The organism is uncultured Gilliamella sp. (assembly GCA_945271295.1).
Lineage (GTDB): Bacteria > Pseudomonadota > Gammaproteobacteria > Enterobacterales > Orbaceae > Gilliamella.
Map to the genome: position 1 here is coordinate 42,859 of CALYPG010000011.1, position 18,666 is coordinate 61,524.

The following is an 18,666-nucleotide window of genomic DNA, read 5'->3' on the forward strand; positions in this document are numbered from 1 at the left end:
AGAGCATGCCGTCATTATCACCTCTAACCGGTATCAGATTTATCCTACTGATTATTTTATTAGCGGTTATTGCGTTTTTACAGATTTTGGATTTAACGATTACTAATGTGGCGTTATCTACCATTACGGGTAATCTTGGTGCTTCAAATTCGCAAGGAACGTGGGTTATCACCTCTTTTGCGGTAGCTAATGCCATTTCGATCCCGTTAACTGGATGGTTAGCTCAACGTTTTGGTGAAGTGAAATTGTTTACCTATTCTGTCTTATTTTTCGTAGTAACTTCTTGGCTTTGTGGTATTTCAGATAGTTTAGCCATGCTGATTTTTTCAAGATTATTGCAAGGTATGGTTTCAGGACCAATTATCCCGCTTTCGCAAAGCTTGCTATTAGCGTATTGTCTACCGGCTAAAAAAAATATGTCATTAGCTATATGGTCAATGACAATTATTATTGCGCCAATCTGTGGCCCTATTTTAGGTGGTTGGATTAGTGACAATTATTTTTGGGGTTGGATCTTTTTAATCAATATTCCTTTCGGAATCGTCATTTGGTTTGGTGTCCACATTTTATTAAAAGAGCGTGAAACAGCTACCACCAAATTACCCATTGATAAGCTTGGATTAGCTTTATTCATAGCTGGCGTGGGGTGCTTACAACTCGTTTTAGATAGAGGGAAAGAGCTTGATTGGTTTAATTCTAATCAAATTATTGTGCTTTCGGTGCTGGCTTTTGTGTTTATTAGTTACTTTATCGTTTGGGAACAGACAGCAGATTATCCAATTATTGATTTATCGGTGTTTAAATCAAGAAATTTTACCATAGGGACAATTTGTATTAGTTTGGCATTTTTACTCCATATTGGCACGCTGGTTGTTCAACCACAATTATTACAACGTGTTTTTGGTTATACGGCAACTTACGCAGGTTTGGTCTTAGCACCGATTGGCTTGGTTCCTATTTTTCTTGCGCCAATAATTGGTCGGTTTGCTTCAGATATCGATATGCGTAAAGTGGTGACGTTTAGCTTTATTGTGTTTGCACTTTGTTTTTTTTGGCGAGCATATACATTTGAACCCAGCATGACGTTTGCCGATGCAGCATGGCCTCAGTTTTATCAAGGGTTTGCGATAGCATGTTTTATTATGCCATTAAATATCATTATTTTATCGGATATTCCTATTCATAAATTAGCGGTTGCGGGGAGTGTCTTTAACTTTTTTAGAACCTTGTCGACATCAGTCGGTACCTCGATAACCGCTACTTTATGGGAACGTCGTGAGGCCATTCATCACAGTCAATTGACTGATATCATTTATCAGAATCCCCAAGCATTAAATTACACTTATCAACAATTCAATCAACAAGACATATCTAATATGCAAGTATCAGCTATATTGACGAAGCAGATTACCAATCAAGGATTATTAATTGCCATTAATGAAATATTTTGGCTATATGGTGTAATATTTTTAGGTTTAATTGGCATAGTATGGTTAGCAAAATCTTCGATTAGGATTAAAATAAATTGATACAGAGCTAATTAAATCAACGTGATGTTTATGTTATTTGGTGACAGGTGTAAAGTATCAATCAGCGGTATATTATTCAGATATAAAATAAGCAGGAGAGCGCATTTTGCATAATGATTCAGTGATTAAATTGTATGAACAAGACGCAGCGACGTTGTACCTTCTGCATAATGTTAGTACCGATTTTCACCGTCATCCTTGTTTGCAATTAACAATATCATTGCACGATATTGTTTTAAATTTAGACACAGAAGATAACAAGTATCGTGGATTTGGTTTTATTATTCGCTCCAATCTATCGCATAAATTAAATACTACAGCAACCTGTGCTATCAATTTTTTACTCGAACCCGACGCGCCTTATTTTCATTTGTTGTCACATTTTACCGAAAACGATCCCATTTATTGTTTATCCCGTAAAGAAGCCTCAATACTGGCACAATATTTTATACATACTATTGAAGATAAACAGTTATTCGACATCCAGCGTATTGTTAATTTATTATATCGCCCTAATACAAGTTGCTTTTGCCGGCAAGATAGTCGAATTGTTAAAGCGACCTCAATAATTTCGTTATTACCGGTAAAACAGATATCGTCAAAAGAAATTGCTGACAAAATTTATTTATCCGAAAGTCGTTTTTTACATTTATTTCGAGAAAATCTGGGAATTAATTTTCGAGGTTATCTGTTATGGAAAAGATTGCGCGATGTCATTAATACGCTTGGCCAGTCAGCAACGTTAACGACTTTAGCTAATGATATGGGCTTTGCCGATTCAGCCCACTTTAGCCGAACTTGTGTGGCAAGTTTTGGCTTAAGACCCTCAGAACTTAAACGAGCATTAGCCCATAACCAAAAATTTGCAAACGATAAACAGGGTAAACATATTTATTGTTTGCATCGGCAGGTAGACAAATAACTTGCTAGAACTAATATAGCCATTCAATTATGAGTTAATTTTAGTATTATAAAAATAGCTAATTATTTTCATGCAACAAATACATCGCCTCGTAAGGCTTTAATATTATTTCCTCTCCGATCGCTGTTTGATTTTGGTAATTACTTAACAATCTTTGCCAATTACTTGTTTGTAATGCTTGCGGTAATTGCCATTTAACGGCTTTATCGGTCAGGTTGATTATCACCAGTAATTTTTGATTGTTCCAACTGCGGAGATAGCACCAATAATCAGCAATATCCGGGGTGAGGTCTTGATAATCACCAAAAATAAAAATCGGATATTCTTTACGTAATCTAATTAGCGTTTGATAGCAGTAAAATATTGAATTAGGATCTTTAAGCGCTGATTCTACATTGATTTGCTGGTAATTATTTGATATTTCAATCCATGGTTTACCTTTGGTAAAACCGGCATTGGCGGAGCTATCCCATTGCATTGGAGTTCGACTATTATCCCGAGATTTGCTAGCTAGGATAGCCAATATTTCTGCTTTAGGCATGCCTTCGGCTATTTTTTCTTGATAAGCATTGATACTTTCTACGTCGCGATATTGCGAAATATCACTAAAATGCGGATTGGTCATACCGATCTCTTCACCTTGATAAAGATAAGGCGTGCCTTGTAAACCATAGAGTAACATGGCGAGCATTTTGGCGGACTGAGTATGATATTGGCCTTCATTACCAAGACGAGAGACAATACGTGGCTGATCATGGTTACACCAAAAAATCGCATTCCAAGCTTTATTATGCATGCCATTTTGCCAATAACCCATAATTTTTTTAAGCTCAATCAGATCAGGTTTGGCAAGCGTCCATTTATCACCATTCGGATAGTCTACTTTTAGGTGATGAAAATTGAATGTCATGGTCAGTTCTTTACCATCTAAGCTAGCGTATTTTTGACAATGTTCAAGGGTGGTTGATGACATTTCACCAACGGTTATCAATTGGTTCGGTTTAAAGACATCACGGCTAATTTCTTGCAAAAATTCATGTACTCTTGGGCCATCGGTATAAAATTGCCTACCATCACCGTTGATATCATCAGGAAAATCTTGTTGTTTAGAAATCAAATTCACCACATCCATTCTTAAAGCATCAACCCCTTTATCTGCCCAAAATTGACACACTTTTTTAAGCTCATTTCGAACAGTTGGATTTTCCCAGTTTAGATCTGCTTGTTGTTTAGCAAATAAATGCAAATAGTATTGCCCTGATTCTTCATGCCATTGCCATGCTTTACCCCCAAATTTTGAACGCCAGTTATTGGGTTCACTGCCATCTGCTTTCGCATCCTTCCAAATATAAAAAGATCGGTAAGGATTAGACTTATCTAAGGCCGATTTAAACCAAGGATGCTCGGTCGAGGTGTGATTAAGCACCATATCCATCATAATGCGGATGCCACGTTCATGAGCTTGTTGAATCAGTAATTCAAAATCACTCATGGTGCCGTAGGCAGGATCAATATCATAATAATCGGAAACATCATAACCATTATCGATTTGTGGCGATGGGTAAATAGGCGTTAACCAAATGGCGCAGATACCCAATTTTTTTAGATAATCCAATCGGCGAATAATGCCTAACAAGTCGCCGGTAGATCCCATGTCACTGGCTTGAAAGCTTTTGGGATAGATTTGATAAATGGTTCCATTTTGCCACCAAGGAATATTGATTTTATTCATTGCTTACTCTTTATTATTAATTAGTTGTTGGATTAACCGTTCAAGGATAAGAACGGTTAACTGTTATTCAATATTATTTACTAAATATCGAGCGTGCCTTTTTTCTGTTTTATTTTGTAAACAATCGATGTTAAAACAATTGGAACGACAACCGCCACAATCATAGCCAACGCATAGATTGACCAATAAATAGGCTTAATTGATAAAATGCCGGGTAGTCCTCCCACACCTATACCATTAGATAATACGCCAAATAATCCACAAATTAATCCGGCTAAAGCTGCACCGATCATGGCGCATAACATCGGGAATTTATAACGTAAATTGATGCCATACATGGCAGGCTCGGTTACACCTAAATATGCCGATATGGCTGCGGGTACTGAAACTTCACGTTCATTATGTTTTTTACTGACCAATATAATGCCGACAACGGCTGATGCTTGAGCGATATTGGATAGCGCAATAATTGGCCAAATAGGCGTTCCGCCCATACTTTCGGTCATCTGTAAGTCAATCGCAAGCGTGGTATGGTGAATGCCGGTAATAACTAGTGGTGAATAGAAAAAACCAAAAATGGCGGAGCCAATAAAGGCATAATCCCCCGTCATTAAATATTTAACAATAAAAGCAATACCATTACCTAACATACGGCCAAAAGGACCTAACAGGAAATGAGCTAAAAACACCGAAAGCAGTAGTGACACAATTGGTACAATCACCAAGTTAAGATAATCAGGTATAATTTTTCGTAAGCGGGTTTCGATCCAACCTAATGCTAAACCAGCAAAAATCGAAGGAATGACTTGAGCTTGATAACCGACTTTTTGGATACTAAACCAACCAAAATCCCAGACTTCAGGTATCTTGCTACCCAGATCATAGGCATTCATCAGTTGGGGTGAAACTAAGGTAATACCAAGTACAATTCCTAAAACAGGTGATCCCCCCATTTTTTTGACTGTAGACCAGCAAATTGCCACCGGTAAAAAATGGAAAATTGCTTCACAAGGTAACCAAAGGATATTATAGATAGGGACTAACCAAGGATAGCTTTCAATAAGTGGTTTATCGTCAATGGTTGGCATGTCACCGATAATATTGCGTAAACCTAATAATAAACCACCAGCAATTAAAGCCGGTAATAATGGTACAAAAATTTCGGCTAGGTTTGAAATTAATCGTTCAAAAAGTGACATATTCTGTTTGGCGGCTGCTTTAGTTTGTTCTTTTGTCGCTTCATTAAAGTTCAATTGCGCAATTAACAATTTGTAATAGCTTTCGACATCGGTACCAATAATGACTTGAAATTGGCCGGCATTATTAAAACAACCTTTTACAAAAGGTAATTCCTCGATGGCTTCGACGTTAGCTATCTTGGGATCGACCAAGGCAAATCTTAACCGGGTTAAACAATGAGTTACACTGGCAATATTATCTTTTCCACCAATGTAATTGATCAATTGTAGTATTGATTCGGTTGCTATTTTTGTTTCTTTAGCCATAACAAAGACTCCTTATCATGAAGAATTCCGCCTTTTTGCTTCTTCAATTATTCGGCTATTTTAAAATTAATAGTTTAAGCATAAATTGAATTCATTAAACAATAAATGGGAACGTTCCCTTTTTGTGATTGAATTCACAATTTTTAATGTAATTATTGGTGATATTGACATGTTACCGTCATTTTTTAATTGATTAACTGACAAGGAACCGTGATGGCTTTAATCGTGCTTTCATGTTTTAACATGCTGAGTAATTCTTGAGCGGCATAAATGCCTGCTTTATCAAAACCAAGTTCAATAAAGAGCGTTTTGGGAAATAGAAAATTAAGCAATTCACTGTGTCCGATACTAGCAACGACAATCTGATTAATCTGTTTTTCGTGTAAGTATTTATTTAAACCTAAAGCGATAGCATCAGTGGCACAGACGATAGCACTTGGCGATTGTTGCAATATTGATTCAGCTAGTTGATAACCAGAATGGTAACTCAATTTACCTAAACAAGCATTTGGTATTATTTGATGCTGTGCACAAAAATCTAAATAGGTTTGATAACGTAATGCGCCAGTGGTTTGGTCTTGTTGCTCAATGCCAATAAAACCAATTTTTTTATATTGCTGTGAGTAATATAAGTGGTTAAGTACTGTGGTTACGGCACCAATGTCATCATAACAAATGCAAGTATAATTTGAAAATGACCGTGCCATTATTACACTCTTATTTTGCCAAAATGAGAATAACGAACTATCTAACCCTGTAAAAGCAAAAATAATTACGCCGTCAGCTTGTTTTTCTTTTAACATGGATAGATGTTCTTTCACTTTATCGGCACTAAACTGACTTTCGATAATAATGGGGTCATAACCACACTGGTAAAAAATGGGTAGCATACTTCGAACGGCTTGATTTTCTGACATTGAATCAAGGCGCGTAACAATGATACCAATCACCTTGTTACCATATCCACGCATGGCTCTAGCTGATTTAGAAGGCGTAAATTGATATTGTTCAATGATGGACATCACCTTATTACGAGTGATTTCTTTAACCATTGGATCATGATTGATAACTCGTGATACAGTCGATTTACTTACACCACTAAGCTTGGCAATATCTTTAATCGTTAAGTTGCTTGATGACTTACTCATAATCATTTCACTGAATCAAAATCAATTTAATCATACTAATATAGATTCAAAAAAATAGCGATATTCATCTTGGTTATGCGGGATTATAGTCAGACAATAAAGCTAATAAATCAGCTTTGATGGTTTTATTGTCTTGCGTTAAATTAATATAGTTTAGTGTGGTTTTTAATTGGTAAAATAAATTATTTATTTAAAATGTGACGTTAATCTATATTTTAAAAAATTATTGTTTATTTTAATGTTAGTGTGATACGTTTTGAACGTTAAGTTTCGACTTGCATTAGGTGATTAAGCAATTTTATATAACTCACTAAATATTAATAATTTTAATTTATTACTTTATAAGGAAAATAGATGAAAACAATATATAAGCTTTTATGCAGTTCGCTGCTTATTTTCAGTTTTTCGGGATATGCTTCGGAACCCACTACCATTGAGTCACAATTTGAAGCTGCATTATTATGTCAAGCCGAGCCGATTGATGGTCGTGAACCAAAAGTCGTAAAATGGCTTAATGAACAAAACGTTGAAGTAAAAAACTTAGATGAAGAGCTGATTGAATTGGAATATTACTTTGCAAAACCACTTCAAATTTTGAATGTTACTGTACCTCGTGTTCGCTATTTAGGTGATAGTGGTTCATACTTTTATGCTACCGCTAAAGGCGACATGGATATGTTTGCAAAATCTATTGGTGCTAAGCCAGTACCTACAGATTTAAAAGAAGAACTTTCATGGGGAGATATTAGTAGCTATTATAAATATACAGCTCCAGCTACTGCTGAAAATCCTTTTCCAAAAACTATCATTATTGGTCGAGATGATGACTCAAAACCAGGTGAATTTTATTTTGGTTGTAGAGAATATGATGGCTAATTATGTTTGATTTAGGAATTGAAGCAAGTTCCCGTTTTTTTGATTTGCAATCGTTCCTTTTTCGTAATTTTCATGAATAGTGATTATTTATGGCCACTATTCATTGATTTATATGCTGTTCCCCATGCTAACATCGCATCGTGTACTTGTTTTAAGCTTTGACCAACCTCTGTAAGTGTATACTCAACTTTCGGAGGGACCTCGGCGTAGACCTTGCGATTAATTAAGCCATTTTTTTCCATTGCTCTTAAATGTTGGGTTAATACTTTTTGCGAAATCCCGTTGAGAGATTTTTTTAACTCGCCAAAGCGTTTAGTCCCTGTGAGTAAGTCACGGACAATAAGGACTTTCCATTTATCCCCCATTAGCATTAATGTTGTTTCAACTGGACAAAGTGGTAAATTTTCAATGGTTAACATGTTAAAAATCCTTTAAATTCAATAATAGTATCTTAATGGAAACTATATTACTATTAAGTACCTACTTTACAATAGAAACTTATCATATTAAGCTAAAAACATCAGATTAATGTTCAATATTTGAACACAAAAACCTTTATTGGAAGAAAATAGAATTTTAATTTAAACAATATTAAAGGAGTAAAAAATGAAAATTGCAGTTATTGGTGCTAATGGTAAATCAGGTAGTTTGATTGTTAAAGAAGCTCTTTCACGTGGACATGATGTTACTGCGATCATACGTAGAGCTGATGCTAAAGTTGATCCTAAAGCAAAAATGTTGGTCAAAGATTTATTTCAACTCACCTATGATGACTTAAAACCTTTTGACGTAATAGTTGATGCATTTGCTACATGGACATTAGAATCTCTTCCATTACATCAAACAAGTTTAAAATATCTTACTGATATTTTAAGTGGTAAACCAAATCGGTTATTGGTTGTTGGTGGTGCGGGTAGTTTATATGTGAATCCTGAACACACTCTTCGTTTAGTTGATACACCAGAGTTTCCTGATGAATTTAAACCATTAGCTACCAATATGGCAAAAGCGTTAGATGAACTTAAAAAATGTAACAATGTTAATTGGACATACTTAAGCCCTGCGATTGAATTTATAGCCGATGGTGTCAGAACCGGTCATTATTCCGCTGGTGGTGAACAGTTTATGGTTAACAGCCAAGGTAAAAGCCAAATTAGTTATGCTGATTATGCCATTGCGATGGTTGATGAAGCTGAGCATCCTAAACATATCAAACAACGTTTTACTGTTGCTAGTAAATAAGTTGTTTGAACGTTACCTTAGATGATAAATAAACATAGATATTTATTCATCTAAGGGGGATTATTTTATTTTGATAAAAAATGCTTCATACAGATTAATATTATCGTTCAAGATTTTTGATTAATTCATACCTAACTATTTTTCAATTGAAATACAGATGTTAGATCTAATTTTCATTTCTAAATTTGTGTTAGCACTCAGTAACTATCATAAAAATGGCATTATTGAAATGCCAATTTTTAATCTCTAGGGTTATTAAATTATCGAATTTTAATCTGTTAATATTAACTATTCTGCTCCAATTTGAAATGTTACTTTAATTTCTCGATTATCTGTAATTTCTAAGTTTGACAATACCACTAATTGAGGGAAAGAGTGTCGTAAAAACTCCGATAACATTGTTCTTAATGCATGATTAACTAATAATACCGGTGGCGCACCTATTGCATCTTGTTGGGTAATTGCTTGTTTTATTTGTTGAATAATATGTTCAGCTAAACCTGGTTCTAGATTGCTAGTATTTTGTAAAGCTTGTAATAACAGTCGTTCTAAACTAACATTTAAGCCTATTACATTTATTGGGTCATTACCTGGAAACCACTGTTGTGTAATCACTCTTCCTAGCGCTATTCTTACATAACTTAGTAATTGATAAGGATCATTTTGTACTGGGGCATGCTCACATATGGTTTCAATGATAGTTCGCATATCGCGTATTGAAACCTTTTCGGCAATCAAATTTTGCAGTATTTTATGAAAAGTGGTTAAAGTCACTACACCAGGAATAAAGTCCTCTACTAATTTAGGCATTTCTTGCTTAATTCGATCCAGTAATTCTTGTGTTTCTGAACGGCCTAATAAATCACTAGCAAACGTCTGTAATAAGTGATTGAAATGGGTTGCAATCATGGTACTGTTATCTACAACTGTGTAACCTAAAATTTGTGCATTTTCTTTATTACTTTCGTCTATCCATACTGCTGGTAATCCGAAAGCAGGTTCAGTTGTTGGTATGCCTTCAATTGTTTCGGTAACATTACCAGGATTAATGGCTAACCATTTATTATTGATGATTTCACCGTTACCGATTTCACCACCTTTTATAAAGAATTTATATTGATAAGGTGCTAATGAAAGATTGTCCCGAATATGTACCTGAGGCGGTAAAAAGCCTAGTGTTTGTGCAAATTTCTTACGTAGACTACGTATTCTACCAAGTAATTCACCATTTTGTGTTTGATCAACCATTGGTATAAGTCCATATCCAACTTCCATTGCAAGTATATCCTCGATACTAACATCTGACCAAGTTGCCTCAATGTTTGTTGGGGTAGTTGCTTTTACACTAGTTTTTTTAGTTGTGGTTTTTGGTTCGGTTTTTTTATGCTTAGCTAGCCACCAAGATAATATTATTAAAATTCCGGTAAAGGTTAAAAAAACTAAATTTGGCATACCTGGGATTAACCCAAGCAATCCAATTACTATAGCGGTTAAAATTAATACTTGTGGATTATTGAATAACTGCTTGAGCATTTGTTCACTGATATTATCTTGTGAGGTTACTCGTGTAACAATAACACCTGCCGCAGTAGAAATAATTAAGGATGGAATTTGAGCAACTAGACCATCGCCAATAGTCAATAACACGTATGTTTTACTTGCATCAGATAGTGCCATACCGTGTTGGCCAACGCCTACCAATAATCCACCAATAATAGTAATGGCCATTATCAGTAATCCCGCAATCGCATCTCCACGTACAAATTTACTAGCACCGTCCATTGAACCATAAAAATCAGCTTCTTGCGTGACTTCTGCTCGCCGTGCTTTTGCTTCATCTTCCCCAATTAAACCAGCATTAAGATCGGCATCAATTGCCATTTGTTTTCCTGGCATGCCGTCTAAAGCGAAGCGTGCGCCAACTTCAGCTATTCTTCCTGCACCTTTTGTTATTACCATAAAATTGATGATAATTAATATCACAAACACCACGATACCTATGGCAAAATTACCACCAACTAGGAAGTGACCAAATGCTTCAATGACTCGACCCGCAGCATCGCTACCGGTATGCCCTTTAAGTAGTACAATTCGAGTAGATGCAATATTTAATGATAATCTTAATAAAGTGGCAAATAACAAGACAGTAGGGAATGCGGCAAAATCAAGAACTCGCTTAGTAAATAATGCTACAATTAATATAATAATAGATAATGCAATATTAAACGTAAAAAAGAGATCCAAAATGAATGCCGGTAATGGCAATACCATCATTGAAAGAATTAATAAAATAAGCAGTGGTCCAGCTAAGATTTGATAATGACCATTTTTTAAGGTATTAATTGATAATAACGTAAGTAGTTTGGATTTAATCATGAGATTAGTTATTGCCTTTATTTATTTTAGATAATGACTCTGGAACGGGTAAATTACTCGGCGTTATTGGTTTATCGCCTCCATATTTATACCAATGTTTTAATTGATATACCCAAGCTAAAATTTGAGCGACAGCAGTATATAATTCTGTTGGAATTGTTTGACCTATTTCACCATAGCGATATAGAGCGCGAGCAAGTGGCGGCGCTTCTAATTGTGGAATATTATGTTCATTAGCGATTTCTCTAATACGTAGAGCTATTTTATCGGTACCTTTGGCTAATAATTTCGGTGCAATCATGGTTTTTTCATCATATTGTAAAGCTACAGCATAATGAGTAGGGTTGGTAACGATAACGTTTGCTTTGGTCACATCTTTCATCATTCGACGTCGTGAGATTGCTTGTTGCATTTGTCGAATACGCCCTTTAATTTGGGGATTTCCTTCCTCTTCTTTAAATTCATCTTTCACTTCCTGTTTGGTCATTTTTAATTTTTTCAAATTACTCCATATTTGATAAAAAATATCAAAACCAACCATTGGAATTAAAGATAACACACAAAATATTCCACATAAAATAATTAATTGCATCGATTTTGCTAATGCATTATTGAAGTACATATTAGGTAAAACGAGTATATTAGGAAAATAATTGATTATAAATACCATGCAAACTGAAGAAATTAAAACAACTTTCAGTATGCTTTTTAATAATTCTGCAAAAATTCTGACACTAAATATTCTACCAAAACCAGCAATTGGATTTAATTTCCCAAAATTCGGTTTAATTGATTGCATAGTAAAAAGTAAACCGCCTAAACAAAGCGGAGCTAAAATTGCAACAATAACTAACCCCAAAAAAATTGGAAATATAGACCAAAAACCTGCTGTGGTAAAATTAACCAAATTGAAGATTATTAATTTATCATCGTCATTTCTAAATGAAACATTCATAGCTGTTTTTATAATGGTAGTTAAATTAGTAACAAGATTAGCTCCCATAAACCAAAATAAAAAAATACCTATTAGTAAAATTACCAATGAAGTTAATTCTCGTGAACGAGGAATTTGTCCCTTTTCCCTTGCTTTTTTTATTTTACTTGGGGAGGGGCGTTCACTTTTATCTGCATCACTATCTTCAGCCATGAGGATTTAAATAAAATTCAACTATCAAATTAGGGTTTATCATATATAACAGTATGAACCCAACTATGAAAAGTTATTAGCTTGAAAAGACGATATTTTAAGTTGTATTTATCTCGTTTGCTGTGAAGCGAATTATAAACAGCAATTAAACTTTAGCTCTTTTAGATGAAATAACTTCTTTTTTCTGATAACCACTATTTGTATAGACGACTGGATCGTTTATTTTTTTGAAATAATTGATTGATTGCTGGGTTTTATCGATACGATTTTGGATTATCAAACCATTATCATGATTTATTTGGGTTAAGGATTTTGTTGTATCAGTTATTGATTCCCATTGTGTAGCTAACGATGGATTTTCGCTATAAGGTGCTTTAATATTGCATTGCTTACTTATCTCTATTCGTTTTTCATCAAGCAATTTCAATTCAATAAGTAATTGACTTTTTTTATTTATGACTTCATTCAATTGACTGATTGAACTTTTTTCAATTAATATTTGTTGTTCAGTATGTAGAATTTCTGAAAGAATGTGTAACATTGCTGATATTTTTTTTAAGATATTATCTAATTCTAACATTACTATTCCCCCTTTAAACTACGAATTATTTTGCTATTTAATATTTTTGAAATCTTGAATCATCTGTTCAATTAATTCATCTGCAATTTTATGAGGGTCAATAACTAATTTACCATTGGTGATGGCTTGTTTTATTTGCTCAATTTTTTCAATATCAATATCATTTTCGGTTGATTGTAAGAGTTGCATTGTGCCTTGACTCAAACTTACATTAGTTCCAACCGAAGAGTTGTTTTTTCTTGACATTGATGTAGTCTGGCTTTTTTGTCTTTCATTTATCGCATCTCGATTAAGTAACCTCGATATTGCAATAATGGATTTTGTGGGATCGATACTCATAAAAATTCCTTTGATCAATGTTGGATAGGGTTAAGTCTTTATTTAATTATCGGCAATATTAGGAAAATCATTAATATTATTTACTAAAAATTATTACTCCTTCGGTGGTAACGATACCTTCAATAATATTACCAGATTCGAGCCTAATATTAATATGATCGTCTAATATAGCGTTATTAAGTGTTTTACCATTAGTAATTATCTGATAACCATCGCCTTTAATTATTACTTTAATTATTTGCCCTGCTTTAACATGCCAATTTTTTTGTAGTGATGATGATTTTATTGGTTCATCACGATTAATATTACGTAAAGCAATATGATTGATTGCCTGTGTCTTATCTAAAATAACCGTTGCTGGTAAAGTATCTAAGCGACCGGATTTTTTCAGTAAATGTTGTTCTGTGATAATTGTTCCTGCACTAATAGGTTGGCTTGCAACAACATAACTTCCCATAATGACAACATTTATTTGTATAAACTTGGTTTTATTATCACATTGTGCACTTATAGTAACATTTCCCCAGAGTTTTTTTTTATTTAATAGTGTTAATATTGGTGTATCACAACTCAATTTTGGTTTTGGTGTGGTATAAGTAATAATAATATCTTCAACATTATTTGTTGCTTGCATCTGGGTTAATTGCTGTGAGATTAAATTATTAATTTGTTCATCTAGAGAATAAGCAAAAGCTGTACTCCAACTTGATAACATAAAAGTTAACAATATAAATCTACCGATTTTAATCATGCTTATTTACTTTTGAGATTATTTATGATTGGATTCTACTTTATGAGTTAATTCGTTAAATGTTGAAAGTAAGGACAATTTTTGTTGTTATTTATGCGATGAATTTTTTTTGATTAACTTAAAATCCTAGCATCTAAAAAAAGTAGGATAGTTTTATGTTAGATAAATTAGATACACTAATTAATTTTCATCAGCAGGCATTAAATATGCGTAATATACGGCAAAATATATTATCCGCAAATATTGCTAATAGTGATACACCTAATTATCAGGCAAGAGATATTGATTTTAATGCTGAACTAATTAAAGCGCTTAAAAAAGAAAACAACATTAATGATGTCAAACTTAGTGTTACCTCAGATCGTCATATTCAATTAAAAACACCATTGACGCTAAATCAAAATTTAATGTATCGCATTCCTTTTCAAGCCGCTGCTGATGGTAATACCGTGGAAATGGATCAAGAACGTACAGCCTTTATTGACAACACTATTCATTATCAAAGCAATTTAACGTTTTTAACTGAGCAATTTAAAAATGTTATGTCGGTATTACAACAAGGATAATTAACTATGACTTTTTCTATTTTTGCAATATCTGGTTCTGCATTGGTAGCTCAATCACAACGTATGAATGTGAGTGCTAGTAATTTAGCTAATGCTGATAGTGTGACAAGTACATCGGGTAAGGCTTATCGAGCAAAACAGGTCTTGTTTCAAGTTGATAATAATAATGGTTACCAAAATATGGTATCAGGTGTTAAGGTGACAAAAGTTATTGAAGATCCATCACCTATGAATTTGGTTTATGAACCTAATCACCCATTAGCAGATGAACGAGGTTATATACAAAAACCAAATGTTGATGTGGTTGCTGAAATGGTTAACACTATTTCAGCATCACGTAGTTATCAGGCAAATGTAGAAGTGATTAATACAGCAAAAAGCTTAATGTTAAAAACTCTTACTTTAGGGCAATAACAGGAGTCGATTGTGGGTATATCTAATGTGCAAGTTTCCGAACAATCAGGGGTAACAGCACCTCAATCTACTAAAAAAAAGAGTTCAGATGAGAATTCTAGTCAAGAATTACAAGATAATTTTTTGGCATTATTAATTGCACAAATGAAAAATCAGGATCCAACTAACCCAATGGATAATAGTCAGTTAACATCGCAACTTGCTCAGATTAATACTTTAGCAGGTATTGAAAAACTGAATACTACACTAGGTAAGGTTTCCGGACAAATTGACGACAGCATGTCTGTTAACGCTGGTAATCTAATTGGTCGAGGTGTAATGGTACCTGGCAATAAGATTTTAGTTGCGAAGGCAGAGCAAGAAGACCAAAACGCAACACCGGAAACGATTACAACTCCGTTTGGATTCGAATTAATGAGTGATGCAGATTCAGTAGTTGTTACTATCCAAGATGGAAACGGAAATGTAGTTCGAGAAGTAGATTTAGGTGCAATTCGAGCAGGTGTAAGTTCTTTCACGTGGGATGGCAAGACTAATGATGGTACGACAGCTCCGGATGGCAGTTATACCTTTACTGTTAAAGCTAGTAATGACGGGAAAAAAGTATCATCAACATCATTAGGTTACTCTGTGGTTTATGGTGTTATTAGTAATAAGGTTAACAATAAAGTATTACTTGATTTAGGAATACTTGGTTCAGTAAGCATTGACGAAGTCCGTCAAATTCTTTAAAGGAGATAGATTTTATATGGGATTTTCTCAGTCAGTTAGTGGTCTAAATGCATCATCGAAGCAATTAGATGTAATTGGTAATAATATTGCCAATTCAGCTACAGTCGGATTTAAAAGTGCAGGTATTGTTTTCGCTGACTTGTATGCTGGCTCAAAAGTTGGTATGGGCGTAAGAGTTGCTGCGGTTATGCAAGATTTTAATAATGGTACAACTACAGCTACCAATAACAGCTTAGATGTGGCTATTTCGGGAAATGGTTTCTTTCGTTTGAGTGATAATAAAGGCCAGATTTATTATACGCGTAATGGGCAATTTCAATTAGATGCTGACCGAAATATTCTTTCTGCCGATGGATACCATTTAACTGGATACCCAGCTACTGGTACCCCACCTAAAGTACAACAAGGTGCCGCACCGACGCCATTAAGAATTTCGCAAGAAATGTTAAATGCTCAAGCGACAACTAAAGTCTCTTTACAAACAAATTTGAATTCAAATAATCAAGTTCCTGTAAGATCTCCTGTTGACCCATCTGATGCAGACACATTTAATTATTCTACAACATTTACCACTTATGATTCTTTAGGTAATCAGCGTAATGTTCAATTATTTTATGCAAAAACCTCAGATAATCATTGGGATGTTTATTATCTTGATAGCAGTGATCCAGGAGCAAACTTAACAAATATGGGGCAGATGGAGTTTGACACTTCAGGTAGACTAATTAGTAACCCTAATATGACTATTACTGTAAATGCATTAAATGGTTCTGCACAAAATACCTTTTCTATATCATTAGCCCATAGTTCTCAACAAAATTTGGGTAAAGAAGCCGGTAGTGTTAAAACCCCTGTTGCAGATGGTTATGCGCCAGGTGATTTGATTGGTTATAATATTAATAATGATGGTACTATTTATGGTATTTATTCTAACCAGCAACAAATGTTGTTAGGTCAAATTGCAATGGCAGATTTTGCTAATGTTAATGGTTTAGAGCCATTAGGAAATAATAATTGGCGAGCAACTAGTGAATCCGGTTTAGAGTCATTAGGTACGGCTAATACTGGTACATTGGGTACGTTAACTAGTGGTGCGGTAGAATCATCGAATGTTGACTTAAGTCAAGAGTTAGTCGATATGATTGTTGCTCAGCGTAACTATCAATCAAATTCACAAATGATTAAAACTCAGGATCAAATTCTTAATACATTAGTTAATTTACGTTAACTTAAAGGGTAATCTATGGATCGCGTTATTTATACAGCTATGTCAGCAGCCAGTCAGGTGCTTAATAAGCAGGCAATTACCACTCATAATTTATCCAACGTTTCAACGGTAGGCTTTCGTGCACAATTGGCTGCTTTGAAAGCCGTTCCTATTTTGGGTAATGATATGCCTACTCGAACTATGGTAACAGCAACAACGCCAACTTTTGATTCAACTATGGGGGCATTTAATTATACAGGGCGTGAATTAGATGTTGCTTTAGCTGAAGATCACTGGCTAGCGGTACAGTTACCTGATGGTAGTGAAGCTTATACACGTAATGGCGCGATTCAGGTTGATGAAGATGGTACGCTTAATATTAAAGGTTATCCACTCATTGGTGACAATGGAATTTTAACTGTGCCACAACGCTCTCAAGTCAGTGTAAGTACTGATGGAACACTGACCGCTTTAGGGGCTGGAGATCAACCCACAACTATCGCTCAAGTAGGCAAAATAAAGCGAGTTCATCTTGAGCGCAATGAAGTTATTCGCGGTGATGATGGTTTTTTTCGTGTAACTAATGAAATACGTAATACTCGTGGTGAAGTATTGCCCGATAACCCTGATACATTACTAATGTCTGGGGTTTTAGAAGGTAGTAATGTTAATCCTGTCTCTGCGATGGTTGATTTAATCAGCCACGCTCGTCAATTCGAGATGCAGATGAAAGAAATTAGTAGCGCCGATGAAAATGCACAAAAAGCGAATCAAATTTTATCACTAACTTAATTAGGAAAGGACAATGATTAAATCATTATGGATTGCCAAGACAGGATTGTCTGCGCAACAAATGAATATGGATGTAATATCCAATAATTTAGCCAACGTAAGTACTAGTGGTTTCAAAAGGCAAAGAGCAATATTTGAAGATTTATTATATCAAACTATGCGCCAACCGGGGGCTCAGTCTTCAGAGCAAACGACACTGCCATCAGGGTTACAGATTGGTACAGGTGTTCGTCCAGTAGCTACTGAACGCCTTCATAGTCAAGGAAATTTGGAATTAACGGATAACAGTAGTGATGTAGCCATTAATGGGCAAGGTTTTTTTCAAGTGTTATTACCAGATGGAACGCAAGCCTATACACGAAATGGTTCTTTCCAAGTTAACCAAAATGGTCAATTAGTTACAGCTGCAGGTTATGAGCTTCAGCCAACTATTAATATTCCAAACAATGCAATAAAAATGACTATTGCACGTGATGGGATTGTTAGTGTGACTTTAGCTAATCAATCAACCCAAGTACAAGTAGGTCAATTGACGTTACATACTTTTATTAATGATACTGGATTGGAAAGTATGGGCGAAAATCTCTATTTAGAAACGGAAAGTTCCGGAGCGCCGACAGAAAATACTCCTGGATTAAATGGAGCCGGTTTGTTATATCAAGGTTATATTGAAACTTCTAATGTTAATGTTGCTGAAGAGCTGGTCAATATGATTCAGGTTCAGCGAGCATATGAAATCAATAGTAAAGCTATTTCGGCATCTGACCAAATGTTACAACGGCTATATCAAATCTAAATTTAACAAAAT

At 34.7% G+C, this 18,666-nt stretch carries 19 protein-coding genes; 10 read left to right on the forward strand and 9 right to left on the reverse strand.

Translation table 11 applies throughout. The features are described from left to right. Nucleotides 1-5 precede the first annotated feature (5 nt). Together Q0K76_RS07290 and Q0K76_RS07295 are read left to right on the forward strand one after the other, a co-directional pair. Nucleotides 6-1,529 carry a DHA2 family efflux MFS transporter permease subunit gene (locus Q0K76_RS07290; RefSeq protein ID WP_363322430.1) on the forward strand — a complete coding sequence of 508 codons (1,524 nt, stop codon included), beginning with the start codon at nt 6-8 and terminating at the stop codon, nt 1,527-1,529. A gap of 106 nt (nt 1,530-1,635) precedes the next feature. After that, nucleotides 1,636-2,451 (forward strand): helix-turn-helix domain-containing protein, encoded by an 816-nt coding sequence (locus tag Q0K76_RS07295; RefSeq protein WP_294613647.1) that lies wholly within the window; start codon nt 1,636-1,638, stop codon nt 2,449-2,451. Between the two features lie 58 nt (nt 2,452-2,509). On the opposite strand, the gene treC is transcribed toward Q0K76_RS07295, so the two are convergent. From treC to treR, 3 genes are all read right to left on the reverse strand, one after another. Continuing rightward, nucleotides 2,510-4,183: an alpha,alpha-phosphotrehalase gene (gene treC / locus Q0K76_RS07300; protein WP_294613650.1), complete on the reverse strand. Its 1,674-nt coding sequence runs from the start codon at nt 4,181-4,183 to the stop codon at nt 2,510-2,512. Nucleotides 4,184-4,263: 80 nt separating this feature from the next. Beyond that, the gene (treB, locus tag Q0K76_RS07305; protein ID WP_294613652.1) at nt 4,264-5,688 is read right to left on the reverse strand and encodes a PTS trehalose transporter subunit IIBC; all 1,425 of its coding nucleotides are present in this window, start codon (nt 5,686-5,688) and stop codon (nt 4,264-4,266) included. Nucleotides 5,689-5,873: 185 nt separating this feature from the next. Beyond that, nucleotides 5,874-6,836, reverse strand: coding sequence for a trehalose operon repressor TreR (gene treR / locus Q0K76_RS07310; protein WP_294613655.1), 963 nt, complete (start codon nt 6,834-6,836; stop codon nt 5,874-5,876). A 354-nt stretch (nt 6,837-7,190) separates the two neighbouring features. Here treR and Q0K76_RS07315 point away from each other — a divergent pair, with 354 nt between their 5' ends. Beyond that, nucleotides 7,191-7,712, forward strand: coding sequence for a hypothetical protein (locus Q0K76_RS07315; protein ID WP_294613658.1), 522 nt, complete (start codon nt 7,191-7,193; stop codon nt 7,710-7,712). 83 nt (nt 7,713-7,795) lie between these two features. Here Q0K76_RS07315 and Q0K76_RS07320 read toward each other — a convergent pair whose 3' ends face one another. Next, the gene (locus Q0K76_RS07320; RefSeq protein ID WP_294613661.1) at nt 7,796-8,131 is read right to left on the reverse strand and encodes a helix-turn-helix domain-containing protein; all 336 of its coding nucleotides are present in this window, start codon (nt 8,129-8,131) and stop codon (nt 7,796-7,798) included. A 187-nt stretch (nt 8,132-8,318) separates the two neighbouring features. Between Q0K76_RS07320 and Q0K76_RS07325 the strand changes: the two genes are divergently transcribed. Next, nucleotides 8,319-8,954 carry an NAD(P)-dependent oxidoreductase gene (locus Q0K76_RS07325; RefSeq protein WP_294613664.1) on the forward strand — a complete coding sequence of 212 codons (636 nt, stop codon included), beginning with the start codon at nt 8,319-8,321 and terminating at the stop codon, nt 8,952-8,954. A gap of 288 nt (nt 8,955-9,242) precedes the next feature. Here the strand turns inward: Q0K76_RS07325 and flhA are convergent, their stop codons facing one another. From flhA to flgA, 5 genes are all read right to left on the reverse strand, one after another. Beyond that, the gene (gene flhA, locus Q0K76_RS07330; protein WP_294613667.1) at nt 9,243-11,330 is read right to left on the reverse strand and encodes a flagellar biosynthesis protein FlhA; all 2,088 of its coding nucleotides are present in this window, start codon (nt 11,328-11,330) and stop codon (nt 9,243-9,245) included. Nucleotides 11,331-11,334: 4 nt separating this feature from the next. After that, entirely contained in the window at nt 11,335-12,477 is a 1,143-nt protein-coding gene (gene flhB / locus Q0K76_RS07335; protein ID WP_294613669.1) for a flagellar biosynthesis protein FlhB, read from the reverse strand. A gap of 145 nt (nt 12,478-12,622) precedes the next feature. Next, a complete protein-coding gene (gene flgN / locus Q0K76_RS07340; RefSeq protein ID WP_294613672.1) occupies nt 12,623-13,057 on the reverse strand; it encodes a flagellar export chaperone FlgN in 435 nt (144 codons plus the stop codon). Between the two features lie 33 nt (nt 13,058-13,090). Then, nucleotides 13,091-13,396 carry a flagellar biosynthesis anti-sigma factor FlgM gene (gene flgM, locus Q0K76_RS07345; protein ID WP_294613675.1) on the reverse strand — a complete coding sequence of 102 codons (306 nt, stop codon included), beginning with the start codon at nt 13,394-13,396 and terminating at the stop codon, nt 13,091-13,093. A gap of 76 nt (nt 13,397-13,472) precedes the next feature. Next, nucleotides 13,473-14,147 (reverse strand): flagellar basal body P-ring formation chaperone FlgA, encoded by a 675-nt coding sequence (gene flgA / locus Q0K76_RS07350; protein ID WP_294613678.1) that lies wholly within the window; start codon nt 14,145-14,147, stop codon nt 13,473-13,475. Between the two features lie 155 nt (nt 14,148-14,302). Between flgA and flgB the strand changes: the two genes are divergently transcribed. From flgB to flgG, 6 genes are read left to right on the forward strand one after another with little or no spacing between them, the layout of a single operon-like run. Next, nucleotides 14,303-14,713 carry a flagellar basal body rod protein FlgB gene (gene flgB, locus Q0K76_RS07355; protein WP_294613681.1) on the forward strand — a complete coding sequence of 137 codons (411 nt, stop codon included), beginning with the start codon at nt 14,303-14,305 and terminating at the stop codon, nt 14,711-14,713. A 6-nt stretch (nt 14,714-14,719) separates the two neighbouring features. After that, on the forward strand, nt 14,720-15,127 hold the full coding sequence (gene flgC, locus Q0K76_RS07360) for a flagellar basal body rod protein FlgC (RefSeq protein WP_294613684.1): 408 nt from the start codon (nt 14,720-14,722) through the stop codon (nt 15,125-15,127). A 12-nt stretch (nt 15,128-15,139) separates the two neighbouring features. Continuing rightward, complete coding sequence (flgD, locus tag Q0K76_RS07365; RefSeq protein ID WP_294613687.1) at nt 15,140-15,859, forward strand: flagellar hook assembly protein FlgD; 720 nt, start codon at nt 15,140-15,142, stop codon at nt 15,857-15,859. Nucleotides 15,860-15,875: 16 nt separating this feature from the next. Continuing rightward, nucleotides 15,876-17,087, forward strand: a complete 1,212-nt coding sequence (gene flgE / locus Q0K76_RS07370) for a flagellar hook protein FlgE (protein WP_294613690.1) — start codon at nt 15,876-15,878, stop codon at nt 17,085-17,087. Between the two features lie 15 nt (nt 17,088-17,102). Next, nucleotides 17,103-17,858: a flagellar basal body rod protein FlgF gene (locus tag Q0K76_RS07375; RefSeq protein ID WP_294613693.1), complete on the forward strand. Its 756-nt coding sequence runs from the start codon at nt 17,103-17,105 to the stop codon at nt 17,856-17,858. A 13-nt stretch (nt 17,859-17,871) separates the two neighbouring features. Beyond that, a complete protein-coding gene (gene flgG, locus Q0K76_RS07380; RefSeq protein WP_294613696.1) occupies nt 17,872-18,654 on the forward strand; it encodes a flagellar basal-body rod protein FlgG in 783 nt (260 codons plus the stop codon). Nucleotides 18,655-18,666: the final 12 nt, after the last annotated feature.